Source organism: Vreelandella neptunia (assembly GCF_034479615.1).
GTDB classification, from domain to species: Bacteria; Pseudomonadota; Gammaproteobacteria; order Pseudomonadales; family Halomonadaceae; genus Vreelandella; species Vreelandella neptunia.
On the sequence record NZ_CP140255.1, the window covers coordinates 2,828,467 to 2,852,990 of the forward strand.

Annotated in this window: 31 protein-coding genes; 3 read left to right on the forward strand and 28 right to left on the reverse strand. The window is 53.6% G+C overall.

Translation table 11 applies throughout. From position 1 onward, the window contains the following. Positions 1 to 2: 2 nt before the first annotated feature. The 7 genes from SR894_RS13125 to phaR all read right to left on the reverse strand — a co-directional run bounded on the left by SR894_RS13125 (position 3) and on the right by phaR (position 4,570). Entirely contained in the window at positions 3 to 161 is a 159-nt protein-coding gene (locus SR894_RS13125) for a DUF1328 domain-containing protein (RefSeq protein WP_133730203.1), read from the reverse strand. Positions 162 to 236: 75 nt separating this feature from the next. Next, entirely contained in the window at positions 237 to 878 is a 642-nt protein-coding gene (coq7, locus tag SR894_RS13130) for a 2-polyprenyl-3-methyl-6-methoxy-1,4-benzoquinone monooxygenase (RefSeq protein ID WP_133730202.1), read from the reverse strand. 39 nt (positions 879 to 917) lie between these two features. Beyond that, on the reverse strand, positions 918 to 1,259 hold the full coding sequence (locus SR894_RS13135; protein ID WP_133730201.1) for a histidine triad nucleotide-binding protein: 342 nt from the start codon (positions 1,257 to 1,259) through the stop codon (positions 918 to 920). A gap of 98 nt (positions 1,260 to 1,357) precedes the next feature. Then, positions 1,358 to 2,230, reverse strand: a complete 873-nt coding sequence (locus SR894_RS13140) for a phosphoribulokinase (protein ID WP_133730200.1) — start codon at positions 2,228 to 2,230, stop codon at positions 1,358 to 1,360. Beyond that, positions 2,230 to 2,670, reverse strand: coding sequence for an acyl-CoA thioesterase (locus SR894_RS13145; protein WP_133730199.1), 441 nt, complete (start codon positions 2,668 to 2,670; stop codon positions 2,230 to 2,232). Before SR894_RS13145 ends, SR894_RS13140 begins: the two co-directional genes overlap by 1 nt. A 40-nt stretch (positions 2,671 to 2,710) precedes the next feature. Further along, complete coding sequence (purD, locus tag SR894_RS13150; RefSeq protein WP_133730198.1) at positions 2,711 to 3,997, reverse strand: phosphoribosylamine--glycine ligase; 1,287 nt, start codon at positions 3,995 to 3,997, stop codon at positions 2,711 to 2,713. A gap of 66 nt (positions 3,998 to 4,063) precedes the next feature. Then, the gene (gene phaR / locus SR894_RS13155) at positions 4,064 to 4,570 is read right to left on the reverse strand and encodes a polyhydroxyalkanoate synthesis repressor PhaR (protein ID WP_133730197.1); all 507 of its coding nucleotides are present in this window, start codon (positions 4,568 to 4,570) and stop codon (positions 4,064 to 4,066) included. Positions 4,571 to 4,705: 135 nt separating this feature from the next. On the opposite strand from phaR, the gene SR894_RS13160 reads away from it, so the two are divergent. After that, positions 4,706 to 5,419 carry a 16S rRNA (uracil(1498)-N(3))-methyltransferase gene (locus SR894_RS13160; protein WP_133730196.1) on the forward strand — a complete coding sequence of 238 codons (714 nt, stop codon included), beginning with the start codon at positions 4,706 to 4,708 and terminating at the stop codon, positions 5,417 to 5,419. A 19-nt stretch (positions 5,420 to 5,438) separates the two neighbouring features. Here SR894_RS13160 and rloA3 read toward each other — a convergent pair whose 3' ends face one another. From rloA3 to hemH, 13 genes are all read right to left on the reverse strand, one after another. Next, the gene (rloA3, locus tag SR894_RS13165; protein WP_133730195.1) at positions 5,439 to 5,993 is read right to left on the reverse strand and encodes a retropepsin-like aspartic peptidase RloA3; all 555 of its coding nucleotides are present in this window, start codon (positions 5,991 to 5,993) and stop codon (positions 5,439 to 5,441) included. Between the two features lie 39 nt (positions 5,994 to 6,032). After that, positions 6,033 to 7,304, reverse strand: coding sequence for a lytic murein transglycosylase (locus SR894_RS13170; RefSeq protein ID WP_133730194.1), 1,272 nt, complete (start codon positions 7,302 to 7,304; stop codon positions 6,033 to 6,035). Between the two features lie 68 nt (positions 7,305 to 7,372). Next, entirely contained in the window at positions 7,373 to 7,819 is a 447-nt protein-coding gene (locus SR894_RS13175; RefSeq protein ID WP_133730193.1) for a DUF3429 domain-containing protein, read from the reverse strand. After that, entirely contained in the window at positions 7,816 to 9,273 is a 1,458-nt protein-coding gene (locus SR894_RS13180; protein ID WP_133730192.1) for a DASH family cryptochrome, read from the reverse strand. Before SR894_RS13180 ends, SR894_RS13175 begins: the two co-directional genes overlap by 4 nt. Continuing rightward, positions 9,257 to 9,442: a DUF2256 domain-containing protein gene (locus tag SR894_RS22970; RefSeq protein ID WP_133730239.1), complete on the reverse strand. Its 186-nt coding sequence runs from the start codon at positions 9,440 to 9,442 to the stop codon at positions 9,257 to 9,259. The genes SR894_RS13180 and SR894_RS22970 overlap by 17 nt, the downstream gene beginning before the upstream one ends. A gap of 208 nt (positions 9,443 to 9,650) precedes the next feature. Further along, a complete protein-coding gene (mnhG, locus tag SR894_RS13185) occupies positions 9,651 to 10,055 on the reverse strand; it encodes a monovalent cation/H(+) antiporter subunit G (RefSeq protein WP_071693775.1) in 405 nt (134 codons plus the stop codon). After that, the gene (locus SR894_RS13190) at positions 10,048 to 10,317 is read right to left on the reverse strand and encodes an MrpF/PhaF family protein (RefSeq protein WP_133730191.1); all 270 of its coding nucleotides are present in this window, start codon (positions 10,315 to 10,317) and stop codon (positions 10,048 to 10,050) included. The genes mnhG and SR894_RS13190 overlap by 8 nt, the downstream gene beginning before the upstream one ends. Further along, the gene (locus tag SR894_RS13195; RefSeq protein WP_133730190.1) at positions 10,317 to 10,790 is read right to left on the reverse strand and encodes a Na+/H+ antiporter subunit E; all 474 of its coding nucleotides are present in this window, start codon (positions 10,788 to 10,790) and stop codon (positions 10,317 to 10,319) included. The genes SR894_RS13190 and SR894_RS13195 overlap by 1 nt, the downstream gene beginning before the upstream one ends. Then, a complete protein-coding gene (locus SR894_RS13200) occupies positions 10,787 to 12,388 on the reverse strand; it encodes a Na+/H+ antiporter subunit D (protein WP_133730189.1) in 1,602 nt (533 codons plus the stop codon). Before SR894_RS13200 ends, SR894_RS13195 begins: the two co-directional genes overlap by 4 nt. Continuing rightward, complete coding sequence (locus SR894_RS13205) at positions 12,385 to 12,732, reverse strand: Na+/H+ antiporter subunit C (RefSeq protein WP_133730188.1); 348 nt, start codon at positions 12,730 to 12,732, stop codon at positions 12,385 to 12,387. The genes SR894_RS13200 and SR894_RS13205 overlap by 4 nt, the downstream gene beginning before the upstream one ends. A gap of 18 nt (positions 12,733 to 12,750) precedes the next feature. Then, positions 12,751 to 13,182, reverse strand: coding sequence for a Na+/H+ antiporter subunit B (locus tag SR894_RS13210; protein WP_071693780.1), 432 nt, complete (start codon positions 13,180 to 13,182; stop codon positions 12,751 to 12,753). Then, on the reverse strand, positions 13,175 to 15,556 hold the full coding sequence (locus SR894_RS13215) for a putative monovalent cation/H+ antiporter subunit A (protein ID WP_133730238.1): 2,382 nt from the start codon (positions 15,554 to 15,556) through the stop codon (positions 13,175 to 13,177). Before SR894_RS13215 ends, SR894_RS13210 begins: the two co-directional genes overlap by 8 nt. 230 nt (positions 15,557 to 15,786) lie before the next feature. Further along, complete coding sequence (hemH, locus tag SR894_RS13220; RefSeq protein WP_133730187.1) at positions 15,787 to 16,878, reverse strand: ferrochelatase; 1,092 nt, start codon at positions 16,876 to 16,878, stop codon at positions 15,787 to 15,789. Between the two features lie 130 nt (positions 16,879 to 17,008). Between hemH and SR894_RS13225 the strand changes: the two genes are divergently transcribed. After that, positions 17,009 to 18,598: a cryptochrome/photolyase family protein gene (locus tag SR894_RS13225; RefSeq protein ID WP_133730186.1), complete on the forward strand. Its 1,590-nt coding sequence runs from the start codon at positions 17,009 to 17,011 to the stop codon at positions 18,596 to 18,598. After that, entirely contained in the window at positions 18,595 to 18,993 is a 399-nt protein-coding gene (locus tag SR894_RS13230; protein WP_133730185.1) for a thiol-disulfide oxidoreductase DCC family protein, read from the forward strand. The genes SR894_RS13225 and SR894_RS13230 overlap by 4 nt, the downstream gene beginning before the upstream one ends. Positions 18,994 to 19,008: 15 nt before the next feature. On the opposite strand, the gene SR894_RS13235 is transcribed toward SR894_RS13230, so the two are convergent. From SR894_RS13235 to rlmB, 8 genes are all read right to left on the reverse strand, one after another. Continuing rightward, a complete protein-coding gene (locus SR894_RS13235) occupies positions 19,009 to 19,311 on the reverse strand; it encodes a DUF6482 family protein (protein WP_022522726.1) in 303 nt (100 codons plus the stop codon). A gap of 197 nt (positions 19,312 to 19,508) precedes the next feature. Beyond that, a complete protein-coding gene (locus tag SR894_RS13240) occupies positions 19,509 to 19,802 on the reverse strand; it encodes a hypothetical protein (protein ID WP_022522725.1) in 294 nt (97 codons plus the stop codon). Between the two features lie 107 nt (positions 19,803 to 19,909). After that, positions 19,910 to 21,298, reverse strand: coding sequence for a replicative DNA helicase (gene dnaB / locus SR894_RS13245; RefSeq protein ID WP_009287667.1), 1,389 nt, complete (start codon positions 21,296 to 21,298; stop codon positions 19,910 to 19,912). Between the two features lie 256 nt (positions 21,299 to 21,554). Beyond that, positions 21,555 to 22,001, reverse strand: coding sequence for a 50S ribosomal protein L9 (gene rplI, locus SR894_RS13250; protein ID WP_133730184.1), 447 nt, complete (start codon positions 21,999 to 22,001; stop codon positions 21,555 to 21,557). A gap of 15 nt (positions 22,002 to 22,016) precedes the next feature. Further along, on the reverse strand, positions 22,017 to 22,868 hold the full coding sequence (locus tag SR894_RS13255; RefSeq protein ID WP_133730237.1) for a hypothetical protein: 852 nt from the start codon (positions 22,866 to 22,868) through the stop codon (positions 22,017 to 22,019). A gap of 12 nt (positions 22,869 to 22,880) precedes the next feature. Beyond that, entirely contained in the window at positions 22,881 to 23,108 is a 228-nt protein-coding gene (gene rpsR / locus SR894_RS13260) for a 30S ribosomal protein S18 (RefSeq protein WP_008958980.1), read from the reverse strand. Positions 23,109 to 23,141: 33 nt separating this feature from the next. Then, entirely contained in the window at positions 23,142 to 23,519 is a 378-nt protein-coding gene (rpsF, locus tag SR894_RS13265; protein WP_133730183.1) for a 30S ribosomal protein S6, read from the reverse strand. 219 nt (positions 23,520 to 23,738) lie between these two features. Beyond that, the gene (gene rlmB, locus SR894_RS13270; RefSeq protein ID WP_133730182.1) at positions 23,739 to 24,524 is read right to left on the reverse strand and encodes a 23S rRNA (guanosine(2251)-2'-O)-methyltransferase RlmB; all 786 of its coding nucleotides are present in this window, start codon (positions 24,522 to 24,524) and stop codon (positions 23,739 to 23,741) included.

The window sequence follows — 24,524 nt, forward strand, 5'->3', positions numbered from 1 at the left end:
CCCTAACGTCTGCGGCCAGTTAAAAATGAAACGATAAACAAAATAAGAAACAGCACAAACAAAATTTGCGCAATGGTGGAAGCCGCCCCGGCAATGCCAGAAAAACCGACCGCTCCCGCGATGATCGCAATAATGAAAAACAGCACCGCATTGCCTAGCATGGTTTCACTCCTCTCCTTGGTAATAACTTTCCTTAAAACAGCGCCGCATATCCCATTATGCCGCGTGAATATGTATCAGAGATGATAGACGCTTTTAGTCATCACCTTAGAGGCCAGACGCATGCCCCACTTCACCGGGGCCGGAAAGCGAACGCCACCCGCTTCTAAGGCAAGCTGAGCGTGGTGGGCTTCATCAATGGCCATCTGGCGCAGTATGGCGCGAGAGCGGTTGTCGCCGCGGGGTAGCGAGTGTTGGTGTGAATCAAGATGCTTGCCTACCTGCTCTTCGGTGGCGGCGACCAACCCCAAACTAATACGGTCACTGACCGCACCAGTGGCCGCGCCAATGCCAAAGGAAGCGGCATAAAACAGCGGGTTTAAGTAGCTTGTTCGGCTCTGCAACTGCCCTAGACGCTCATCACACCAAGCTAGATGATCGATCTCTTCCAGCGCCGACTGCTCCATCTGATGACGTACATGAGGAAGTTTAGCGGTTACGCCCTGCCCCTGATACAGCGCTTGGGCACACACCTCACCAGTATGGTTAATCCGCATCAAACCTGCGGCATGGCGACGCTCGTGATCGTCGAGCTCTCCCTCGGCCACACCTTCAGCAGGGCTGGTGCGCTGCGGCGGAGCAGCGTGCGGCATAAGCGTCCGTAGAACGGCATCAAACTGATGAATCAGGCGATCGGAACGACTCTGTTGACGATCCATGGCAACACTCCGTTGACTTGCGGTAGCAGTCTGCTGATTTCAACCGGCAGGCCATGTGAATGCGCGCCCACCCATTAAATGCATGTGAATATGGTAGACCGTTTGTCCACCCATTTCGTTGCAGTTCATCACCACGCGGTAGCCATCTTCAGCAAAGCCCTGCTCGCGGGCAAGCTTGGCGGCGGTAAACTGCAGCCGCCCTATCGTTGCAAGATCAGCCTCATCGATATCATTGAGCGTCGCGATATGCTTTTTGGGAATGATTAGCTGGTGAGTCGGTGCCTGGGGGTTAATATCATTGAATGCCAACACGTGCTCATCTTCGTAAACGATATCAGCGGGAATTTCACGGTTAATGATTTTGCAAAACAGACAATCCATACAGCTCTCCTTCATTAGCTACTTTTCACTTAAGTATCGAATTATCTCTGCCAGCCGGATGATTGCACTGGTGGGTGGTAGCTTCAGCTCGCGGCCTATTAACGGAAGCGCCTCTGGGCAAGAAGGTGCCTAACCAAGGGGGCAAGAATCAGCTCCATCGCCAGCGACATCCGCGCCCCCGGCACCACCAACGTGTGCGGGCGAGTCATAAACGAGTCTTTAATCATCGCCAACAGCCAAGGAAAATCAACTGTGGAAGGATCCCGAAAGCGAATGACCACGAACGACTCAGCGTCAGTGGGAATATCCTGCACTTCAAAGGGGTTAGAGGTATCGACGGTGGGCACACGTTGAAAATTGATGTGGGTACGCGAAAACTGCGGCTGGATGTAACGTACATAGTCATCCATCCGACCCAGAATAGTATCGATGACTGCTTCTTGTGAGTAGCCACGCAGCTTGGTGTCACGGTCGATCTTTTGAATCCACTCAAGATTCATGGTTGGCGCAACACCGACCAAAAGATCCACATGGCGGGCAATGTCGTACTCTTCAGTGACCAGCCCACCGTGCAAGCCTTCATAAAACAGCAGGTCGGTACCACAAGGCAGCGACTGCCACTCGGTGAAAGTGCCAACCCGGCAACCTGCTTCAATTTTCTGTTTATCTTCAGCGTGGATATAGTGCCGAAAAGTGCCCGAACCGTGTTCGCCATACTCACTAAACAACCCTTCCAGGCGATCCAGCAAATTCGCCTCTACGGCAAAATGCGAAAGTTCGTCTTTGCGCTCTGGCTCTTCTCGGAATATGCGGTGCAGGTCATCACGGGTATAGCGGTGAAATGCATCGCCATCGACCATTGCTGCATGCACATCTTCGCGCAGAAACATGCGCTCAAAGCTGCGCTTCACGGTAGTGGTACCCGCCCCAGAGGAACCGGTTACCGCGATAATCGGATACTCCCGAGACATCAGCCATACCTCGCGTGGGAAAGCGCTTGTTTAACCTGCTCAGGTACTTCGATAGGACGCCCAGTAGCAAGATCGATCAGTAGCTGATTGACCCGTGCGGTAGCGACTACCTGCTGAGAATCTGCCTGATAGATGCGCTGATAAATAGTCAACGCTTTGCCCTGGGGCTCGGGCACAGCGGTGGCAATCGTTAACGCATCGGGCCAGCGCGCTTCACTTTGATACTGAACGGCAAGATCAGCGACCACCGAAGGATACCCATGCATATCCCACTCGGGCAGGTCCAGGGCCGCGAAGGCTTGAATACGCGCCTCGTGGAGCAGGGATACCAGCGCATCGTGCCCCAAGTGGCGGCCATAGTTCATATCGGTTACCCGTACCGTCAAAGGGTGACGATGAATGACCGCTTCAGCGGGAAAATCTAGCTTGATACGCTCCATGCCTGTTTCCTCGTCAGTATTAGCTTAGCGTAAGGCGTATTTACTCCTCTCGGGCAATCGCCCGGAAGGCGATATCACGCCGACATTCGACGCCATCCCAGTGAATAGCATTAACGCCCCGGTACGCCTGCTGCTGCGCCGCAGATACGCTATCGCCTAATGCCGTCACGCATAGCACGCGGCCACCTGCCGTGGTGATATCACCTTGAGCATTTTGCGCGGTACCGGCATGAAACACTTTGCAGCCCGTTTCTTCAGCCACTGCTAAGCCGCGAATCACATCGCCCTTGCGGTAGCTGCCAGGGTAACCACCGGCAGCGAGTACCACACCTACCGCTGCGCGAGAGTCCCATTCGCAGCGCTGCCCGGCCAAGCGCCCCTCGGCACCCGCTAAGCACAGCTCAGCGAAATCAGAGGTTAAGCGCAGCATAATCGGCTGGGTTTCAGGATCACCAAAGCGGCAGTTGTACTCAATAACCTTGGGGTTGCCCGCTGCGTCGATCATCAGACCTGCATACAAGAACCCGGTATAGGCATTGCCCTCTGCGGCCATGCCACGCACGGTGGGCAGAATGACCTGCTCCATGATACGTGCGTCAACGTCGGGAGTGACCACCGGCGCTGGCGAATAGGCACCCATACCGCCGGTATTAGGGCCGGTATCACCATCATAGGCGCGCTTGTGGTCTTGGCTGGTGGCCATGGGGACGACATGCTCGCCGTCCACCATGACAATAAAGCTTGCCTCCTCGCCCTCCAGAAACTCCTCGATGACCACACGAGCGCCTGCACCGCCGAAGGCATTGGCTTCAAGCATATCGCGAATGGCAGCCTCAGCTTCAACTTCGCTCAGTGCCACAATGACGCCCTTGCCCGCAGCCAACCCATCCGCTTTAATCACAATCGGCGCGCCCATTTTGCTTAAATAGGCAAGCGCAGGGTCTACTTCAGTAAACGTTTGGTAGTCAGCCGAAGGAATGTCATGGCGAGCCAGGAAATCCTTGGTAAAAGATTTTGAACCTTCCAACTGGGCGGCGGCTTGAGTAGGACCAAAGATAGTTAAACCGGCTGCTTGGAACTGATCAACAACGCCTTCTACCAAGGGGGCCTCCGGGCCCACCACAGTTAAGTCAATCTGCTCATCACGAGCAAAAGCGACAAGGCTGTCGAGATCCGTTGCAGCAATCGCTACATTAGTCAGCTTTGCTTCCGTCGCGGTACCGGCATTGCCGGGGGCGACAAATACCTGCTCAACCTGGGTAGATTGCGCCAATTTCCACGCCAGAGCGTGCTCGCGACCACCGCCGCCTATCATCAAAACCTTCATGTGCATCCTTCTCAAACGGGAGAGCGTATATCGGCGGCATTATGCCACAGCGCAGCACCAAGTGGGTCAGGAGGAGGGTTTGTTATCATTACTGGCGTCGCTGCTATCGCCTTCATGGGGCTCCGCGTTATCCGAGTCGTCGGCTTGACCAGGCTGGTTCAAGGTCTTTTGCCAAAACCGCATGTTCTCTTCGGTTAGCTCGCGCATAAACTCCAACGGCGTGTTACGCATTGCCTGCTTCCACTGGCTCTGCAGGCGTTTCTGCTGCTCCAGCATCAGTTGCGTACCCTGTTCAAGATAACGTGACAGCGGCAGCGGTGAGGTCATATCGTAAACACGGATTAATTGCGCCAGCAGATCGTTAGAAAACACTTCCGCTTCGCTGTCCGCCTGCTCCTGCTCGATAATGATAGAGAGCAGAATAGTACGCGTTAGGTCTTCTCCGCTTTTGGCATCTTCCACCTTAAACGGTTCTTCTTCGATGATTAAACGGCGCAGGTCTTCCAGCGTTACATAACGGCTCTGCTGAGTATCGTACAACCTGCGGTTTGCATATTTGCGAATTACGCGCACGGCGCATCTCCTTAAACGCGATAGGGGCTTTTATTCCCGTTACTGGTATTGTGCCTGCACCACGCGCCTATGCAAGCCACCTTGATAGTTTTGGTAGCCGTACTGCGCTAATTCTGTGACCAATAGACCATCATTATGAATTTGATTCTGCTCGATCCCAACGATCTCACCGACGATGGCCACGCCTGCATCACCGATCCACGTCGACTAGCACACCTTCACGATGTCCACCGCGCGGTGCCCGGCGACCTGCTCACCGTGGGTGTGCAAGGCGGCGCGATGGGTAAGGCGATGCTAAAAGAGCTCACCACTGAGCGCGCGTATTTTCAACTTGAAAACCTTGACGAGCCACCGCCGCCGCCATTACCCGTACATTTGGTATTAGCACTGCCCCGCCCCCGTATGTTAGCGCGTACGTTAGAGCATGTGACGGCACTAGGCGTCAAAGAGATCACCCTGCTACATACTAAACGGGTTGAGAAGAGCTATTGGCAGTCCCCTGAGTTACGCCCGGATAAAATCCACCAGCACTTGGTACTCGGCTTAGAGCAAGCTCGCGATACCCAGCTACCATCGGTCACCCTTAGCAAAGGCTTTCGTCCTTTTTTGGAGCAGCAACTGCCTGGCTTACTCGGTGCACGTCGCGGACTGGTAGCCCATCCTGGCATGCCCAACGCCTGCCCAAGAGACATAAGTGAACCTACCCTACTCTTGGTAGGCCCAGAGGGCGGCTTTATTGCTTGGGAGGTAGAGCAACTAATGCTAGCAGGCTGCGAGGGCATGCATCTTGGCCCGCGCATTCTACGCGTTGAAACAGCCGTGACCGCGCTTCTATCACGGCTGTTTTGAGCGTTTCTCGATATGAAATTTAGGACTGTTCATCTTCCGGGTCATGGGGAACAACGGTGGCGTTTTCCCCACACTCGGGCTCCTGCAAGAAGGTTTCACGCACATCCAGCAAGCCAAGGTGGCTAATGGTACGGCGCCCCAGCAGCAGCGGGTAGTTCATCTCTTCACGGTCGCGTAGGCTAAACTGCTCTTCGTAAATGGTATCGCCCATACAAACTTCCAGCAGCACCACAGGACGCTCGTCACGGCCGCCTGCTCCGCGAACAGCCAATTCTCGATAAAGCGGCCGCTCAATTTGGTCGCTGAATACTTCTCCACTTCCTTGATCTTCAAGCTTCAAACGAAAGCGCACCCACTCCTCGTCATCCTGCTCGAACATCTCTATATCGCGGGCGTCTAGTGAGGAGGTTAATGCTCCGCTATCAAGCTTGGCTTTTACCTCGATATCCCAGGGTTGCAGGGTAGCTTTTTCAACCCAGCCGAATACCTGATCATCATCTGCCATTGTCGTGGGAGCAGACAGCATGGCTCCTAACACCACACTGCTAAGAAACATCTTACCCATCAATTGCATAACGTCATCCTTGGAAAGTAGAAGCAACTTTAATACTGCTTACTGCGAACGCTGACGCAACTGTTCGAGCAGTTCCTGGGTCGCAAACCCATCCGGTATTAACCCTTGATCACGCTGAAAGTTCCGCAGGCCTTGCCGAGTGTTGGGCCCCATCACGCCGTCCGCGCCACCTACTGAGTATCCTACCCGGTTCAATGCGCGCTGAAGTTCTTGCACATCGTCTCGGGTGAGTGGCGCTTGATCACGCGGCCAGCTGTGCTGAATCCCTTCGCGTCCGGCGATCGCATCGCCTAAAGTCGCGACGGCTAGCGCATAACTGGTGGCGTTGTTATAGCGCAAGATCGCACGGAAATTAGCGCCTACCAAAAATGCAGGGCCATTAGCGCCAGCGGGTATCACAATGGCGGCGCTATCAAAGTTCGGCAATTCGCCCTGCTGCGCCTGTACGCCTTGGTTACGCCACTCGGCACTGCTGCGCCGCTCAGTCTGGGCGTAATCAAACCCTTCGGGCAGGCGTACCTCAACCCCCCAGGGCTGACCGCTTTGCCATCCTGCTCGGTCAAGATAGTTGGCCGTTGACGCCATGACATCGGGAATGCTGTCCCAGATATCGCGTCGACCATCGCCGTCGCCATCGACGGCATAGGCTTCGAAGCTACTGGGAATAAACTGAGTATGGCCCATCGCCCCAGCCCATGAGCCCTTCATGTCTTCAGCGGCGATATCACCTTGATCAATAATACGTAATGCCGCGAGCAGTTCACCTCGGGCAAAGTCACGGCGTCGGCCATCGTAAGCCAGCGTGGCAAGGGACTCCAAGGTCGAAAAATCACCAAAATTACTGCCGTAGTTACTTTCAATGCCCCAGATGGCGACGATTATCTCGGCTGGCACCCCATAGCGCTGCTCCATTTGCTGCGCGGTATTACGGTGATCAGCCAGCTTTTCTTGACCGTTAGTAATGCGCGTGGAGGACACCGCGGTATCCAGATACTCCCAAATAGGCCGGACAAATTCGGGCTGGTAGCCGTCGAGTTCAATCACTCGTTCACGGTAGCGAACGCCATCCAGCGCTTTATTCAGTGTCGCTTCGCTGATCCCTTGTCCAGCAGCGTACTGGCGAAAATCTCGAAGCCATTGTTGGAAATTAGCGTAGCTAACCTCAGTGGCAGCCTGGGTGTCTACTTCTGACATCAGTTGAGGGTTCGCTTGCACCCGACCACTGCACAGTGCCAGCGCACCCACGGCAAGTAAAAACGTTGCATACAAAGCAGAACGCCTGCTTGCTGACCCATTAACTTTCAAAGACATAGCATCATTCTCTCGGCAATCCATGGCATTGGCATGATAATGGCCCAGAAAAGCAGCGGATACTAGCCTTACCCATTCAGGCGCACTAAAACAACAACATGTAATAGCACCACTACGACAGTAAGAAAGCCACGCAGTACCGGATACCAGCTGGGAAAGCCATCCCGACCTGCACGACTAAAATCGTAGCCACCCATCAGAATAAACCCAGCCAGCAGTACCCAAAGTCCAGCGCCAACATTAAGCAGCAGTGCAGGCCATGCGATTAAGCTCGGTAGCATGGCTAAAAGTAATCGCCAGCGGCTGCTGGGTTGAAGTACATGCAATGCACTTCCCCAGTGCGCACCGCCCAAGAACGATAAAATAACAGCGCTATAGTAAACAAAACCATTAATAGCGGTTGCCTGCCATCCTAATGGCGCTGACCATGCCAGTACGCCGCCTGTGATAAATGGAATGAGCCCAGCAAGTCCAAGACTCCACGACAGGCGGCGCTCGCTAATCCCCAACATCATAGCGTCTTAGCCCTTAAATCAACGTCATGACTACTCATTTCATCGATTTCTTGCACTTCTAAGCTCGGAATCAGCCAGCGCTCCCACTGCTCGGGCTCAACGCAGGGAGGCTTAAACGCCGTGGGGTCTACACGCCAAGGTTGATGACGCGCTAAACCATGAGGAAGCTTTTCAAGCGGCTTAAGCCAATGAGCAACATAAAGCCCCTGGGGATCGTAATGCCCTGCCTGCTTTAATACGTTAAAATAGCGATCCTGACGTGGATCACGTCCGATACCAGCAATATAGCGCCAATTGCCCCAGTTGCTGGCCACGTCATAATCAATCAGACAGTGCTCAAACCATAACGCCCCCAAACGCCAATCTACCTTTAAGTCTTTAACTAAAAAGCTGGCCACGTTTTGCCGGGCACGATTGGATAGCCACCCAGTGTGACGAAGTTCCAGCATAGCGGCATCTACAAACGGCAGCCCCGTCGTGCCGTTACGCCAGGCATCGAAAACGGCACACGGCTTGTCAGTCTGGCGGGAGCCAAACATTTGCTCACCTTCCAACTGAGCGGCGCGAATAAAATACTCCCGCCAGAGTAGCTCGAAGGTAATCCAGTAGCTCGATTCATTACTGCCATTTTCCGCTTCCCACGCCTTCACCGCGTCATTGACTTGGCGAGCCGACAGGCATCCACGCGCCAGCCAAGGTGAGACTCGGGTTGAAAAATTAGCTCCCAATAGCCCGTTGCGGGTCTTCTTGTAGGTTTCACCGCCCTGTTGACGCCACAAGTAATCTTTCAGGCGCCCATGTGCTGCTGACTCTCCTCCCCGATAGGCATAACCTTGACGAGAATCGGGATGCCAAGTAGCGCTCTGCTCACAGACCGCTTTGAGCGGCGGAAATCCTCTTGCCGCTTCCGGCCAGGGAGGCAGCGTTACAGGGGCGCAGCGGCTGACTGGGACAGTACATTCATGCTCCACGCTACGCCTAAAGCAAGAAAAGCTCGCAGGTAACGCTTCGCACTCAAAAGGTAATGACTGCCGATCAATGAGTCGTCCACTCTCTATGCACTCGAGTGCCGTCTGACTGGGTAAGCCTTGCTGAACCGCCTGAATATGCGCAGTTTCATCAACTCCTGCATGGTCAGCAACGCGTACCTGTCTTGCGTTTAGCGTTGAAGCCAGTTCAATCACCACATCGCTGGGCTTACCAATCCGTACCAGCAGGTCGCTGCCGCGCTTTAGAAGCTCACCGCGTAGCTCCATTAAGCTTTGCCATAAAAAGCGCAAGCGCGCAGGCCCGATGCGCGGTGTCGATTCACCATCAAACAATGGATATAACCACTGCTCGTCTAACACATAGAGACACAGCAGAAAGCTAGGGGGAGAAGCGAAATGCAAAAGAGGATTGTCAGCAATGCGCAGATCATCTTGCAACCAGACAATATCAATCGTGCTGTACATGCTTGTGCCTCCTTGAGGTGCTTTGATGCCCTGACTGCCTAGCACTACGGCGGCACCGCTCGCTGCAGTAGCGCACCTCGTCCCAGCAGCGCGCCCATTTTTTCCGCCAGTCAAAAGGCCGCTGACAATGAGCACAAATTTTCTGCGGGAGATGTTGTTTGCGTCGCATGGTCACGGTTGATCACACTGTCCGCTTGGCTTGGTTTAAAACATGAACACATTATCTTATACAGTACAATTATTGTACATTATTTTATTATACACACTTTGCTTTGGTTGAACTCATTAGACATGTTTTTGGCATGCCTGCCCCAGACGCAAAAAAGCCACCCGAAGGTGGCTCAATAGTGGTCGACAAAGCAGCGGAGGCCGCAAGGCTAGTCCGGATCCGTCTCGCGGGGTTGGCGCTTGGCGTTTTCCTGGGTCTCCAGGCCGCTTTTAAGCTCATGGGTTAAGGGATCATAGTTCGGGCGTAACTCATCCTTTACGGTACCGCTCCACAGCTTGGAGCCAACAAAGTACCCGGCACGGCCAATCACGTGGGCCGCCACGGGGGCGGTCATCAGGATAAAAACGATGATGGCAAATGAGCGGGCCACGATTCCCACTTCTGCAAAGTGCATAGCAGCTGCCAACATAATTAAGATAACGCCTAACGCCGCAGCCTTGGTGGTGGCATGCATACGCGTTAACAAATCGGGCAGCCGTAGCAATCCAACGGAGGCAAGTAGCATAAACAGCGCGCCACCGATAATTAATGCGCCCTTTATGAAATCAATCATCCCGCGGGCCTCCCCTTTCCAAAAAGCGCGCAAACGCAATGGCTGCCAAGAACCCCATTAGAGCAATCACAATGGCGGCATCCAGAAAACTAGCTACATCCGACTTAATCGCATAAACCCCAACTAGCCCCACTACGGTGGTGGAAAAAAGCTCTAAAGCCACGACGCGGTCAGGCAGACTCGGGCCACGCACTACGCGAACGAAGGTGAGGATCAGCGCCACGCTCATAATCACCTGGCTGATAAGAATAACGGTATCCATTAGCGAAACAGCTCCAAAGCCCGGTGCTCCATCTCTTTTAAATTGCGCCGCAGCTCTTCCTCGTTGTCTAAAAACATCGCATGGATATACAGCACCTTACGATCATCCGACACATCCAGGCTCAGCGTGCCGGGTGTCAACGAAATGAGATTAGCCACCATGGTAATTTCCATTTCGGTGCGTGCAGAAAGCGGCATCGCAATGACCCCAGGCTTCATATGCCAAGGAGGAGTGACAATATCAAAGGCGACACGCAAGTTGGCTTGAACAAGCTCTTTTAGAAAAAAACCAACAAAGCCGATAAAACGCGGTACACGCGCCGGATAGCCTTTTAGAGCGTCAAGCTGGGGTTCGATGAGTATCAGCGTGATGTAGCCAAATATTAGCCCGACAAGGAGGTTTAAGCCGCTAAAATCACCGCTTAACAGTACCCAAGCAAGGCCTAGCAGTAGGTTCCAAATGGCTCCCGTCATCGCGCTGCCTCCCCGGCGTCCGCCTCAGATTGATCTTCCGCCCCCGTTGGCTGCAGCAGCACGTCGTCTGCACTGGCTGAAGCACCCAATACGGCTTCGATATACCCCGAGGGTTCAAACAGTTGATCACCAATACCCATCATCACCCACATAATTGGCTCTGCAAGCACACCAATGAGCAGAGAAAATAACGCCAACACCATAACGGGCAAATACATCATCCACAGGCTGGGCTTTAACAACCGACCGTCATCGCCAGTGGGTGTGGCGGTCTCTGGCACGTGATTATCTTCGGGTAACGACTTCCAAAACACTTCATTCCAAATTTTCACCATGGAATAGAGCGTCATTAATCCCACCGCCAGAGCAATACCGGTCACCACATAGGCTTCAACTTCCAGGCCCGCACGCACTATCACGAATTTGGCAAAAAAGCCTGACAGGGGCGGTATCCCCGCCAGCGAGAAGGCAGAAAGAAAGAAGGCAACCGCCAACCAAGGCCGCTCACGGTACAAGCCACCCATTTTTTTAAGCTGGTAGGTTCCCTGCAAACGGTGGGTGATACCACTGATCAAGAAGAGATTGGTCTTCACCACCATGTTATGCACGATGGCAAACACGCCACCGGCGATCGCCAAAGGGGTGTAAAGGGCTAAGCCTAAGATCATATAGCCAATCTGGCTGACGATATGAAATGACAATATTCGCCTAAATTCGTGCTGGGCGGCGGCACCGAGCACCCCTGTTACCATGGTGAAGGCAGCGCCCCAGAACATAATCTCCTGTAAATAGCCCATGGTTTGATCAAACATCAGGGTGAAGACACGGAACATCGCATACACACCCACCTTGGTGAGCAAACCGGCAAACAGCGCCGAAACAGCGACCGGTGGGGTGTGATAAGAGGCTGGCAGCCAGAAAAACAGCGGAAAGGCGGCGGCTTTGATACCAAAGGCCACCATAAACATAACCGCCAACACTTCCACCATGCCGGTGTGCTCTGCTTCATCCATGCGCAGCGCAATGTCGGCCATGTTGAGTGTACCCACCATGCCATACAGCAGCCCCACTGCGGTTAGGAAGATGACCGATGCCAACAGGTTCAAGGTGACGTACTTAATCGCCCCTTCCATCTGCGCGCGCTCTCCCCCCAGGATCAGCAGCGCAAAAGAGGCCACCAGCATTACCTCAAACCATACATAGAGGTTAAAGATATCGCCGGTTAAGAAGGCCCCCATCACCCCGGCGAGCAACAGGTGCATTAACGGATAGTAGCCAAATTTTTCATGACCGCGGCCAGTGGTGGCCAGCGAATAAACCCCCATCGCCAAACCGATAATCGCGGTCATCAATACCATCACCGCACTTAACAGATCGGCGATTAAGGTAATCCCAAAGGGAGCTGGCCAGCTACCCATTTGCATGGTGACATAGCCATCTGACAAGGTAGATACAAACAGCCAAAGGCTAACAATCAGCAGTGCAACATTGCCTGCCACCGCCAAAAAGCGCTGCATGGGACGCGAGCGCCAAAACAATAAGGAGACGGCCCCGGTCAGCAGGGGCAAGAGGACGGGAAGTGCAACTTCAGGCCTCACGTATCAGTATCCTTCATCTTATCGAGATCATCAGCCTTAACGACTTCGTAGGCGCGTCGAATCAGTACCACGGCAAAGGCAAGTACCCCAAAGGCAATCACAATGGCTGTTAGCACAACCGCTTGAGGCAAGGGGTCGGCTACCCCGCTGGGCGGCAGCATCATGCCTTCTGCAATCAGTGGCGGCACACCCCGGGTCATGCCTGCGGTGGTAAAAATCAGTAAATTGGCGGCGTTCGAGAGCAGCATTAAGCCAATCACCAGCTTAACGATAGAGCGGCGCAGCATCATAAAAATAGCCGCCGCATAAAGTAGACCTATCGCCACTGCCATTAAGGGTTCCATGCTGTCTCTCCTGTTAACTCAAGGTTCATCCTTATCAACTTCCATCAGCGTCATCACCATCCCAGTGACCGAGCCCAACACGGCGAAATAAACGCCAATATCAAAAATCAGCGGCGTGGAGGCTTTAAAGTCAATAACCGGGATAGTCCACCACTGGGCGGTCAGAAATGGCTGCCCCATAAACCAGGCCGGCACTACCGAGATCATCCCCAGTAGCAAGCCAACACCGATCAAATCGCGAGGGTCGACCATCCGCAGCACTTCTTTAGTGGCACTAACGCCAAAGGCAAACAGATAGAGCGTAAAGGCCCCCGCTGCAACCAAGCCGGCAATAAACCCTCCGCCTGGCTCGTCATGCCCGCGCAGCAGTAAGAAAATAGAAAACATCAACTGCAGCGGCATTAAAAACCGTGCGGCGGTATTGAGAATAATCGTGCCTGACTTAACCATCGTAAGGCTCCTTGGCCGCCACTTTGCTGCTATCGGCGTTTTTTACGCCATTGTTTTCCCTATTGCCGTTTTCACCATGACGCCCATCCCCATGACGTAGCTTCAACATGGCGATAACGCCGATGGCGGCAAGCGCTAACACGAACATCTCACCTAAGGTATCCAGAGCACGGTAATCGACCAAAATGACGTTAACGATATTGCGGCCATACGCCAAAGGCGCACTGTTTTCAATCATATAGGTCGAAATAGGCTCAAACTGTTGAATGCTCCACGAGGTCATAATCAATAGGCAGATCAGAATACCCATCATCGCAGCCACCACGCCATCGCGTATGCGCTCCAAGCTGGTGGAAAGATTAGAGAAGCGCGGCAGACGAAACAGTACGAGCACCAGCAAAATAACCGTTAAGGTCTCTACCAGCAGTTGGGTAATTGCCAGATCTGGCGCACTGAACAGAATAAAAATTAACGCAATAGAAAAGCCCATTGCTCCCACGGAAACTACTGCCCCAAGCCGGGAACGAGTAATGGTCGCAAATAGCGCCCCCATCGCCATGGTGCCTGCCACAACCACCTCGTGAAAGCGTACATCCAGGTCAAAGGTAAACACAGGCGAATGGCGTAATAGAATTGAATTACCGATCAGTGCAATAAGCGTCGCTAACATCACTAAAATATAGTTCCGCATGTAGCCGTTTTGGAGCAGCCGCGTTTGCCACTCGGAGAAGAGCACAATGCCATTCATCATGCTTTCGTAGCCCGCCTCGGGGCCATGACGCATCAAAGGTGCCAAGGCAAAGAGCTTGCCACGCACGCTGTCCCAACGCCTAAACAGCAAAAAGCCTAACCCAAGGCTAACGATCGACATTATCAACGCGACGTTAATGCCATACCAAAGCGACAGCGCCACCTCTAATGTTTGCCCGGATATAGCCGTGGCGGTTGCCGTTAACAACGCATCAGCACCCAGTACAGCGGGCATCAGGCCTAACAGGAGCGCCCCTAGCGCGAGCAATGCGGGCCCAAGCAGCATGCCAAGCGGAGCTTCATGTGGCTCAAGCGGGGTTTGGTGACGTTGACCGTAAAAAGGACGTAACGCCACAATAAAGGCGACCGCGATAGTCAAAACAGAGGCCAGAAAGGCGAACAATACCAGTAGTGTTCGGAAACTATCGGCGCCGAGTACTGATTCAAGCATCAGCTCTTTACCGATAAAGCCGAGTAGCGGCGGCACGCCGGCAAGCGAAAGCGCAGCCACCAACGCAATGGTGGCAGTCAACGGCATCACTGGGCGTAACCCGCCCATCTGGGTGACATCTTTCGTGCCGGTTTCATGATCGAGAATACCGGCGACCATAAACAGCGCCCCTTTATAGAGAGAGTGCGCCAAAAGAAATGTCACAAATGCGGTCATCGCGTACTCGGTACCGATGCCCAATAGCATCGTCAGCGTGCCTAGCGCCATGATGGTCGAGTAAGCGAGCAGCTTTTTGATATTGGTGTGATGAATCGCTAAAAATGCACCTACCAGCATAGTGGTCGCGCCAACCACGGAAAGAACACCGACCCATAACTCAGTACCGCCCAGCTCTGGGTGTAAACGCGCCAGCAGGTAAATACCCGCTTTCACCATGGTGGCAGAGTGCAGGTAAGCCGATACCGGAGTCGGCGCGGCCATAGCGTTGGGTAACCAGAAGTGAAACGGAAACTGAGCCGACTTGGTGAAGGCTCCCAGCAGCAAACAGATCAGCATCGGCGTGTAGAGTGCATGCTCACGCAGATCAGCCTCCTGGTCTAGAATCTCCGCCAGCGACCAGCTACCGCTTGCAATCCCTAGCAGCACCAGCCCAGCCATTAACGCTAACCCGCCCGCCACGGTAACGAATAGGCCCTGCCGAGCTGATTTTCGCGCATTGATATCAGCGTGGTTAAAACCAATCAGCAAATAGGAGGTAATGCTGGTCAATTCCCAAAAAACAAATAGCGTTAATAAGCCGTCAGCTAATACCAGCCCCAGCATCGACACCATGAAAGCGACCAAGGCGATGTGAAATCGGGCAATATCAGGATGATCTTTAAGGTAGCCACCGGCATACACCAGCACACAGGCGCCCATAACGGTAATCAACAGCCCAAATAGCAGCGATAGGCCATCTAGCAAGAAGGTGAGGCTGATCCCCAGGGAAGGCACCCACTGCCACTCTAAAAGCAGGCTGCCGTTCTCAATGACCTCAGGCGCTTGCAGTGCCAGCCACGCCGCCAATCCGGCAGGAAATAGTGCCAGAACCAGACTGGTACGCTGACCAAACCAGTGGTTTAACATTGGCGATAGCGCCGCCAGCACGAAACCCATTAACACGGCAAATTGTATCAAGCGAAACCCCCTGAAGAACGAAAGGCTCACCACCCAGACAGCCGCTAGCGGTTAGACAACTTGCTTTGCCAATGATATGCCAGCGTTGAATAATAGTGATTCTAAAGTTGTACACCATATAACAGGCAGTTTTGACTGACCAGTCAAACGCTTAAACGCAAACAGCCGCACAGCGATTAATTTCGCAGGGCGGCTGCTATTAGCTTTCAGTTATGACAACTAGCTAGCTAAACACTAGAGTTTGGGGCCGATAGCCATCCTGCTAGTTCATTATTGATGACGGCTAACAGTGCCTCAATATGGTCGTCGCGATCATTCAGGCAAGGGATATAGCTGAACGTTTCGCCGCCTGCTTCCATAAAGCTATCGCGGATCTCCTCTTCGATCTCTTCCAGGGTTTCAACACAGTCGGAAGAGAAAGCAGGCGACATAATCGCAATGTGCTTATGCCCCTGCTTGGCGAGTTCTGCCACATGCTTAACGGTTTGTGGGCCGACCCATTTTTCAGGGCCAAACTGCGACTGAAAAGCGGTATCCACTTCCTCTTTGCTAAAACCAAGCTTCTCGCGGAGCAGGCGCGTCGTTTTCTGGCACTGACAGTGGTAAGGATCACCCTCCATCAGGTAGCGCTCGGGAACGCCATGGTAGCTGGCAACCAGCTTGGTCGGCCGGGTCGAAAAACCGTCGTAGGCTTCTTGCACCGAGTTGGCCAACGCCTGAACGTAGGCGGGATGTTCAAAATAAGCGGGCACCGTACGTATATAAGGCTGCCACTTCACCTTCATCAGGGTGCGAAACGCCTGATCATTCGCCGTCGCCGTAGTGGGTGAACCGTACTGAGGGTAGAGCGGAAAAAACACGATTCGCTCGCAGCCCTTCTCCTTTAATCGCGTCAGCACGCTTTCCGTCGATGGGTTACCGTAGCGCATGCAGAAATCGACTTCGACATCATCACCGTAAAGCGCTTTTAATCGAGCGGTCATCTTCTCGGTCTGAGCACGCGTTGTCGTCAACAGCGGGCTTTCGTTTTTCTCGTTATTCCAGATTCCCCGGTAAGCCTTGCCCGATGAGAAGGGACGCTTGGTCAAAATAATCAGCTGTAGCAACGGTTGCCATTTCCAACCGGCATAGTCAACCACGCGCTTATCAGAAAGAAACTCATTGAGGTAACGACGCATTGACCAGTAGTCGGTGGCATCCGGGGTTCCCAGGTTTGCCAGCACAACACCCACCTTGGCGCGCGCTACCGGCGGATGCTCGCTGGGTGCATGAGCCAGGCGGCCCTCGCCCGGCTGATCCTTGACGACATTCTCGGTCATTACTCGTGCTCCTGAAAAATAACGATGGTACTCAGTACATCTATCAATTAATTAAATCTTATCACTTTTCGGCAAACTGGCGGTATAAAGTTATACTATCGGCATTATTTGTATAACTACAGGCCAACTTATGTCCAAGCCTTTGCTTTTGGTGCTCGGGGATCAGCTCTCGTTTTCACTCACAACGCTGCAAGACGCGCCCGCCAATGCCGTGGTTGCACTATGTGAAGTTGGCGAAGAGGCGCGCTATGTGCCCCATCATATCCATAAAATTGGCCTCTTTTTGGCCGCCATGCGGCACTTTGCTCAAGCACTGCGCGAAAAGGGCTTTCAAGTACATTACAGCGCGCTGGATGATGCGGATAACTGCCACTCCCTTATTGAAGAAGCTGAACGCATCGCCCAACAATATGGCTGCGATGAGATACGCGTTGCCCGACCTGGCGAATGGCGGCTATGGGAGACGATGCAGCAGCGCGAAAACGCAACGATTCCGTGGCGACTTCTTGAGGATGAGCGCTTTTTCACTACACCCGATGACTTTAGCCAGTGGGCAAGTGGCCGCAAACAGCTGCGCCTTGAGTACTTTTACCGAGAACAGCGCAAACGTACCGGCTACTTAATGGAGGGCGACGAGCCCGTGGGCGGCAAATGGAATTTTGATCACGACAATCGCCAGCCTATCAAAGCCAAACTGGATTTTCCTGAGCTACCTCAACATCGTCAGGATGCGATCACCCAAGAAGCGCTAAACGATGCCAAGGGCCATTTTGGCGACCACATGGGGTCTCTGGATAATTTCAACCTGCCAGTCACTCGTCGACAAGCGCTGGTGGATTTACACCATTTTTTAGACCATGGACTGGCTGATTTTGGCCACTATCAAGATGCAATCAGTGACTCTGCACCTTATTTGTATCACTCGCGCCTCTCAGCTGCGATGAACATCGGCCTGCTGTCGCCCCATGAAGTCTGCGAAGCCGCCGAGCAGCGTTACTATGGCGGCGACGTGCCGATCAACGCCGCGGAAGGGTTTATCCGTCAGATACTTGGCTGGCGCGAGTATGTGCGCGGGCTCTACTGGACGCAGATGCCCAACTACAAGGGTGCTAATCAGCTAGGTTTTGAGCGCGAACTGCCAGCGTTTTACTGGGACGCGGATACCGATATGCGCTGCCTACAGCGTGCTATTCAGATGACCATCGACAATAGCTACGCCCACCATATTCAACGACTGATGGTCACAGGCAATTTCGCATTGTTGTGCGGGGTTAAACCTGAGGCGCTATGTGACTGGTACCTGGCGGTTTATGCCGATGCCAGTGAGTGGGTAGAGCTGCCTAATACGCTGGGGATGGTGCTCCATGCCGACGGCGGCTTAATGGGCTCGAAGCCCTACTGTGCGTCGGGCAAGTATATCGACAAAATGTCCGACCATTGTCAGCACTGCCGTTACTCACCCAAGCAGGTCACGGGGCCAAAAGCCTGCCCTTTTAACAGCCTTTACTGGCACTTTCTCGAAACCAACGTTGAGCACCTGAGCAAGAACCCTCGCATGAAGCTGATTTACGGCTCCCTCAACCGCATGGCCAATGAGAAGCGCGAGGCTATCCGCCAACAGGCTGAGCACTTTTTGGATCAATTGGAAACATCGCCTGGCTACGGGCAGCCCTGCCACACAGCAGGTTATTCGGCTAATACCAAAAGGGAGTCACCATGAGCCGCTACACGCCACTACATGCTGCACCGCCAGTTACGCTATTTCACGATGGCCACTGCCCCTTTTGCCAACAGGAAGTCGCATGGCTGGAAAAGCATCGCCATCGGGAACACATCGCGCTGGTCGATATCCAGGCCGATGATTTTAACGCTCAGGCGTATGGGCAGGACTTTAATGCCATGATGGGCCAGTTGCACCTGTGTGATAGTCAAGGGAAATGGTATATCGGCATGGATGCCAGCCGTGCCCTCTATGCAGTGTTGGGCTATCGGCGGCTGGTGAAATTTTCATGTTTGCCGGGAGTACACGGCATAATGAATGCCGGTTACCGGTTTTTTGCCCGTCGCCGCATTCAGCTTGGGCAGTGGTGGGAAAAGCGTCAGACTAAACGTTAATGGGTGTGATCAGCGTTAAAAAACGAGCGGCATACGCGATGTGAGCGGCTCACTATAGTGCGCATCGCGGCCTATCACTTCATCGTGAGGCACATGCTGTACCAGGTAAGCACGATGAATACCGGCGCGTTTGAGATCCATATAGGCATCGTCCAGCGAGCGAAACAGCATTGGCTTGGTACGCTGCGTCAGCATATGGCGCTCGCCTTCAACGTCTTCCAGCTCAATCTGATAAAAACGGCTGCCCGAATGGGTAATCACGCGAATTTCAAAATTGTCGTGATTGGCGACAAACTGCTTAAGATCCTTAAGCTCCATGGTTCCCTCCTATTATTTGGCTATTTCATACTTTATGTCAGACGGAATGTCATTAGGGCACAGCATGGCTGTACCCTGTGACATTTCTGTTGCCCCGTCATTGCAATGTAATGACAATAAGCAATAACTAGACATTAATAGCTAGGAGGCCAATAGTGCAAGAGAGTTCCTGACCGGAAGGTCAAGATATCAATTGATTATTGATATTCAGAGGGGTCGATGGCTTTGCCAAGCGAATTGCGGTCAATCCAGTTACCGCCTTTAGTCTCTTTGTAACGGAACACGACCTTATCACCCACCGTCACAGGCAGCTCACCATCTTCAGTCTGGTAACTATACTTCTCGCCTGCGACCACTAAATGGTAGCGATAAAGATCCGGCATACCTAGCCACTCTTTAAAAGGGCCTTCGCGCTCTATCGCCTCTAGCTCACCGCGACCTTCTAACTTAGGAAGACGCTGCCGGTTACCGCGCCGAAATCCACCTGCCATTTGCTGCTCCCGTTTTTACATATCGTGGGTGAGGCATTATACGAACTCGCCCCCTATCCTCAAGCTACTTATCACTAGCCTGTCATCACAAACCAGTCATCATTTACTTAGTCGCCGAACGCTTGGCCGTAACTATCCGGGGCCAAATCCTCAAAGCGGGTATATTTGCCGATAAAGGCCATATGCACCGTGCCGATAGGGCCATTACGCTGCTTACCGATAATTAACTCAGCAATCCCCTGATTGTCGGGATTATCTGGATTATAGACCTCATCGCGATAAACGAAGGCAATGACGTCGGCATCCTGCTCGATCGCACCAGATTCCCTCAGATCCGACATCACCGGGCGTTTATTGGGGCGCTGCTCCAAGGAGCGGTTCAACTGAGAAAGGGCCACCACAGGGCAGTTAAACTCTTTCGCCAACCCCTTCAAGGAGCGCGAAATCTCGGAAATCTCACCGGTGCGGTTTTCGCTAAAACCAGGGATCTGCATCAACTGAAGATAATCGATCATGACCAGCGCAATATTGCCATGTTCACGCACCACACGGCGCAACCTTGAGCGCATCTCGTTAGGCGATAAGGCTGCGGTATCGTCGATAAACAGCTGTTTGTCTTTAAGCAGGTTGACCGCAGAAGTTAAACGCGGCCAATCCTCGTCTTCCAACTGCCCGGTACGCACACGGGTTTGATCGATTCGGCCCAGGGACGATAGCATCCTCAGCATGAGCGACTCTGCGGGCATCTCCATGGAGAACACCATGACTGGCTTGTCGCTTGAAATCACCGCATGTTCAACCAGGTTCATAGCAAAGGTCGTTTTACCCATCGAGGGTCGTCCGGCGATGACCACCATGTCGGATGGCTGTAACCCGGTGGTCATTTCATCCAGATCACGAAAACCGGTGGATAGCCCGGTCATTTCACCTTTCAGATTAAACAGCTCATCGATACGATCCACCGCCTTGGTCAATAGATCGCTCATGCCAATGGGGCCGCCCGTTTTGGGGCGCTCCTCGGCAATCTGAAACACTAACCGCTCGGCTTCGTTGAGCAGCTCATCAGCCGGGCGCCCTTGGGGAGTAAACGCACTATCAGCAATTTGATTAGCCGCCCGGATCAACTTGCGCAGCGTAGCCCGCTCACGCACGATATCTGCGTAGGCGCGAATATTACTGGCAGAGGGCGTATTACGGGCAAGTTCGGCTAGAAACGCCAAACCACCGACCGTATCCAAGTGATCACGCGCTTCCAGCGCTTCGGAAAGCGTCACCACATCCAGCGGCTGACCGGCTTCAGCCAGATGAATCATCACGTTGAACACCAAACGGTGCTCATAGCGGTAGAAATCATCAGCGACCAACCGCTCTGATACGTTATCCCAGGCCTGGTTGTCTAGCATGAGCCCGCCTAGTACCGATTGCTCCGCCTCTAATGAATGCGGCGGCAGTTTTAACGCTGCCGTTTCTGTATCAGCAGAAGGCTGGTCCTGCATAGCGAGCTCCTTTAAACACTACTGCGTAGCCGGTGAAGATGCTTATCTTAGTCGCATACAGCGCGACTACCAACATGATCAAGGCGTTGTCTTAAAATACCCAGCGGGGATTCGCTAGATAGTTTTGGCAACGCCCAAAATAGCGAATAACCAGAAAAACAAAAGGCGCGGGAGAAACCCCGCGCCTTTTGAGGCAGCTGTATTAGCTGCAGTTAGTAACGACTTTACGTCGTCTCTAACTTAATTACTCGCTCAATTACTCTGCAACTACCACTACGCGTACAACGGCATCCACTTCAGCGTGCAAGTGAAGGGCGATGTCGTATTCGCCGGTTTGGCGAATCGGGCCATTCGGCATACGGACTTCGCTTTTGGCAACATCGATGCCAGCAGAGGAAATCGCGTCGGCCAGGTCACGCGGACCAATAGAACCAAACAGCTTGCCTTCATCGCCTGCTTTGGAAACCAAAGACAGCTCGATGTCGTTTAGCTGCTCAGCGCGCGCTTCGGCTTCTGCCTTACGCTCAGCGGCTTGCGCTTCGAGCTCAGCACGCTGTGCTTCAAACGCTTCGATGTTGTCTTTGGTGGCCGGTACGGCTAAGCCGTAAGGCACCAAGTAGTTACGACCATAACCAGGCTTCACGGTGACCTTGTCACCCAGGCCGCCCAGCTTACCAATGTTGTCGAGCAGAATGACTTCCATCTCGTAAACCTCTTGTCAGTTGCTGCGGGCAAGGCGTGCGCGAACGTTCGCGAATGTATCAATCAGCCCCAACAGCAGCACAATGAGAATCGTGGGCCAGGTCGTGATCAGTAGCACATAAAATGCTACCAGCCACAGCCCGTTCATCCCCTTTATTCCAATAAACCCGTGCACTAACGCAACGCCAGCTACCAACAGCGGAATCCAACCAAGCATCGCCAGCGCATGAGCGCCTAGCAGCATACCTATCACCCCAATGACGACCAGCACGGCCAGCTCTTTAGGGGTCAAGCGCAGTGCGTGAAACTCTTCGCGAAAGCCACCTGGGTTGTACAACCCAGCCTGCCAACTCCGCGCAAGTGCCAAGCACACTATGGCTGCCAACAGCACTACAAGCCCGGTTACGCCCCCCACCACCAGTGCAGCGATGGTTTGAGTGTCGTAGCCTTGATTGGCAAATTCCGTGAGCATGCGATCCACTTCTTCTGAACCTTCTCGCAACTGCTCAAGCATTAGCTCAGTGCCACCTGGCGGACTGAAGATGCCGAGTTGAACCATGACAGCGGCGACCAATGTCCCCACAATCAAGGTTTCCCCCCAACGCATCCTCTCGCGCAGGATAACGGCCATCAGCGTAACCAGCAGTAAGCTAGCAAGCGGAATCACATCACCCTGAGCCCACCACCAACCGGCCGGTAGTGCTGCAGCGATGATGACCGGTAGCGCAGGGGCAAAACCTCTGCGCAACGTCATCAATGCGGCGATGGCTGCACCTAACCAGAACAGCCAAGGCACTAGCGTTGCTAAGGCCGCCCCGCCTGCAGCGTAAGGCGTGCCCCGCATTAGCCATCGGGCTAGTGCCAGCATCACGTTAAACGCTTACTGGTGGCTATCGGAGTAGGGCAGCAGTGCCAGATAACGCGAGCGCTTGATAGCGGTCGCCAACTGACGCTGATAGCGTGCTTTGGTGCCGGTAATACGGCTTGGAACGATCTTGCCGGTTTCGGTGATGTAAGCCTTCAGCGTGTCCAGATCTTTGTAATCGATCTGCTTGATGCCTTCAGCGGTGAAGCGGCAAAACTTACGGCGACGGAAAAAACGTGCCATGGACTAGCTCCTTAAAACGTGCAGTGAATAAAATCAGGCAGTTTCTTCTTCTTCAGCGCGCGGTTTTTCTTCGCGACGCGGACGTTTTTCTTCTGCCGGTTTCATCATCGGGGAAGCTTCGGTAACAGCTTCTTTGCAGCGAACAACCAGGCTGCGGATAATGGCGTCGTTGTAACGGAAGATATTCTCGATCTCGTCGAGGGTCTCGCCGGTACATTCAACGTTCATCAGCACGTAGTGGGCTTTGTGGATCTTGTTGATCGGGTAAGCCAAGTGACGACGGCCCCAATCTTCTAGACGATGCACAGTGCCGCTGTTTTCGGTAACGATGCTGGTGTAGCGCTCGACCATTGCCGGCACCTGCTCGCTTTGATCCGGGTGGACCATAAACACGATTTCGTAATGACGCATGGGATCTCCTTGCGGTTTGACAGCTTCCTTTGTGTGCCATTGCTTAACGCAATAAACGACGACAGGGAAGCAAGGAGTTAACTGAAGTGCTCCGCCACCGCGCTAGGCGGCCACAGGGGCATCAAACAGAACTTTTCATTTTAGCAAAAGCTAATACTTCAACGACAGCTAACACCCGTTTGCAAACAAACGGGCGCGTGTATCTTAGTAGCACGGCGGTTAACTTGCAAGCTGGCGCTGACGAACAGCCTCGAACAGGCAAATACCAGTGGCCACCGAGACATTAAGGCTAGAGACCTCCCCCGCCATGGGAAGCTTGGCAAGATTATCGCAGGCTTCGCGAGTTAAACGCCGCATACCCTTGCCTTCCGCCCCCATCACCAGCGCGGTGGGGCCGGTCATATCGATGTCAAAGACGCTGGCCTCTGCCTCGCCAGCCGTACCGGTTATCCAGACACCGGCATCTTTTAGCTTGGCCAGGGTGCGCGCCAGGTTAGTCACTTGATAAACCGGCACCACTTCGGCGGCGCCACAAGCGACTTTACGCACCGTTGCATTGAGCGGTGCGGCTTTATCTTTCGCCACAATCACGCCGTGGGCACCGGCGGCATCCGCGCTACGCAGGCAGGCACCAAAGTTATGCACATCCGTCACGCCATCCAAAATCAGCAACAGCGGTGGTGTATTCGAGGGCCAGGCGCGCAACTTAAGCCAGAGCGACTCTTCACCTTCAGGCGTTAACGGCGGACAAAACGCCACCACTCCCTGATGAGCCGCCCCCTGGGTTAGCTGATCAAGCAAATCTCGCGGCTGCTCTTTTACTCGAGCGCCATGCGCCTGGGCCTGGGCGATAAGCTCCTTTAAACGGCTCCCTGCCCCCTGCTGCACCCAAAGCTCTCGGGGCGCCTCGCCCCTGTCTAGCAGGCTTTGCAGGGCATGAACGCCATATACCTGATCCAAACCATCAGGGGTCTTGGGCCCCCGCCGTGAAGACGCCGACTTCAT

Excerpts from the sequence above, each read along its gene's own strand:
- SR894_RS13125 (WP_133730203.1), bottom strand. The coding sequence starts at position 161 with ATGCTAGGCAATGCGGTGCTGTTTTTCATTATTGCGATCATCGCGGGA.
- coq7 (WP_133730202.1), bottom strand. The coding sequence starts at position 878 with ATGGATCGTCAACAGAGTCGTTCCGATCGCCTGATTCATCAGTTTGAT.
- SR894_RS13135 (WP_133730201.1), bottom strand. The coding sequence starts at position 1,259 with ATGGATTGTCTGTTTTGCAAAATCATTAACCGTGAAATTCCCGCTGAT.
- SR894_RS13140 (WP_133730200.1), bottom strand. The coding sequence starts at position 2,230 with ATGTCTCGGGAGTATCCGATTATCGCGGTAACCGGTTCCTCTGGGGCG.
- SR894_RS13145 (WP_133730199.1), bottom strand. The coding sequence starts at position 2,670 with ATGGAGCGTATCAAGCTAGATTTTCCCGCTGAAGCGGTCATTCATCGT.
- purD (WP_133730198.1), bottom strand. The coding sequence starts at position 3,997 with ATGAAGGTTTTGATGATAGGCGGCGGTGGTCGCGAGCACGCTCTGGCG.
- SR894_RS13160 (WP_133730196.1), top strand. The coding sequence starts at position 4,706 with ATGAATTTGATTCTGCTCGATCCCAACGATCTCACCGACGATGGCCAC.
- rloA3 (WP_133730195.1), bottom strand. The coding sequence starts at position 5,993 with ATGCAATTGATGGGTAAGATGTTTCTTAGCAGTGTGGTGTTAGGAGCC.
- SR894_RS13170 (WP_133730194.1), bottom strand. The coding sequence starts at position 7,304 with ATGTCTTTGAAAGTTAATGGGTCAGCAAGCAGGCGTTCTGCTTTGTAT.
- SR894_RS13175 (WP_133730193.1), bottom strand. The coding sequence starts at position 7,819 with ATGATGTTGGGGATTAGCGAGCGCCGCCTGTCGTGGAGTCTTGGACTT.
- SR894_RS13180 (WP_133730192.1), bottom strand. The coding sequence starts at position 9,273 with ATGTACAGCACGATTGATATTGTCTGGTTGCAAGATGATCTGCGCATT.
- SR894_RS22970 (WP_133730239.1), bottom strand. The coding sequence starts at position 9,442 with ATGCGACGCAAACAACATCTCCCGCAGAAAATTTGTGCTCATTGTCAG.
- mnhG (WP_071693775.1), bottom strand. The coding sequence starts at position 10,055 with ATGATTGATTTCATAAAGGGCGCATTAATTATCGGTGGCGCGCTGTTT.
- SR894_RS13190 (WP_133730191.1), bottom strand. The coding sequence starts at position 10,317 with ATGGATACCGTTATTCTTATCAGCCAGGTGATTATGAGCGTGGCGCTG.
- SR894_RS13195 (WP_133730190.1), bottom strand. The coding sequence starts at position 10,790 with ATGACGGGAGCCATTTGGAACCTACTGCTAGGCCTTGCTTGGGTACTG.
- SR894_RS13205 (WP_133730188.1), bottom strand. The coding sequence starts at position 12,732 with ATGGAACCCTTAATGGCAGTGGCGATAGGTCTACTTTATGCGGCGGCT.
- SR894_RS13210 (WP_071693780.1), bottom strand. The coding sequence starts at position 13,182 with ATGGTTAAGTCAGGCACGATTATTCTCAATACCGCCGCACGGTTTTTA.
- hemH (WP_133730187.1), bottom strand. The coding sequence starts at position 16,878 with ATGACCGAGAATGTCGTCAAGGATCAGCCGGGCGAGGGCCGCCTGGCT.
- SR894_RS13225 (WP_133730186.1), top strand. The coding sequence starts at position 17,009 with ATGTCCAAGCCTTTGCTTTTGGTGCTCGGGGATCAGCTCTCGTTTTCA.
- SR894_RS13230 (WP_133730185.1), top strand. The coding sequence starts at position 18,595 with ATGAGCCGCTACACGCCACTACATGCTGCACCGCCAGTTACGCTATTT.
- SR894_RS13235 (WP_022522726.1), bottom strand. The coding sequence starts at position 19,311 with ATGGAGCTTAAGGATCTTAAGCAGTTTGTCGCCAATCACGACAATTTT.
- SR894_RS13240 (WP_022522725.1), bottom strand. The coding sequence starts at position 19,802 with ATGGCAGGTGGATTTCGGCGCGGTAACCGGCAGCGTCTTCCTAAGTTA.
- dnaB (WP_009287667.1), bottom strand. The coding sequence starts at position 21,298 with ATGCAGGACCAGCCTTCTGCTGATACAGAAACGGCAGCGTTAAAACTG.
- rplI (WP_133730184.1), bottom strand. The coding sequence starts at position 22,001 with ATGGAAGTCATTCTGCTCGACAACATTGGTAAGCTGGGCGGCCTGGGT.
- SR894_RS13255 (WP_133730237.1), bottom strand. The coding sequence starts at position 22,868 with ATGCTGGCACTAGCCCGATGGCTAATGCGGGGCACGCCTTACGCTGCA.
- rpsR (WP_008958980.1), bottom strand. The coding sequence starts at position 23,108 with ATGGCACGTTTTTTCCGTCGCCGTAAGTTTTGCCGCTTCACCGCTGAA.
- rpsF (WP_133730183.1), bottom strand. The coding sequence starts at position 23,519 with ATGCGTCATTACGAAATCGTGTTTATGGTCCACCCGGATCAAAGCGAG.
- rlmB (WP_133730182.1), bottom strand. The coding sequence starts at position 24,524 with ATGAAGTCGGCGTCTTCACGGCGGGGGCCCAAGACCCCTGATGGTTTG.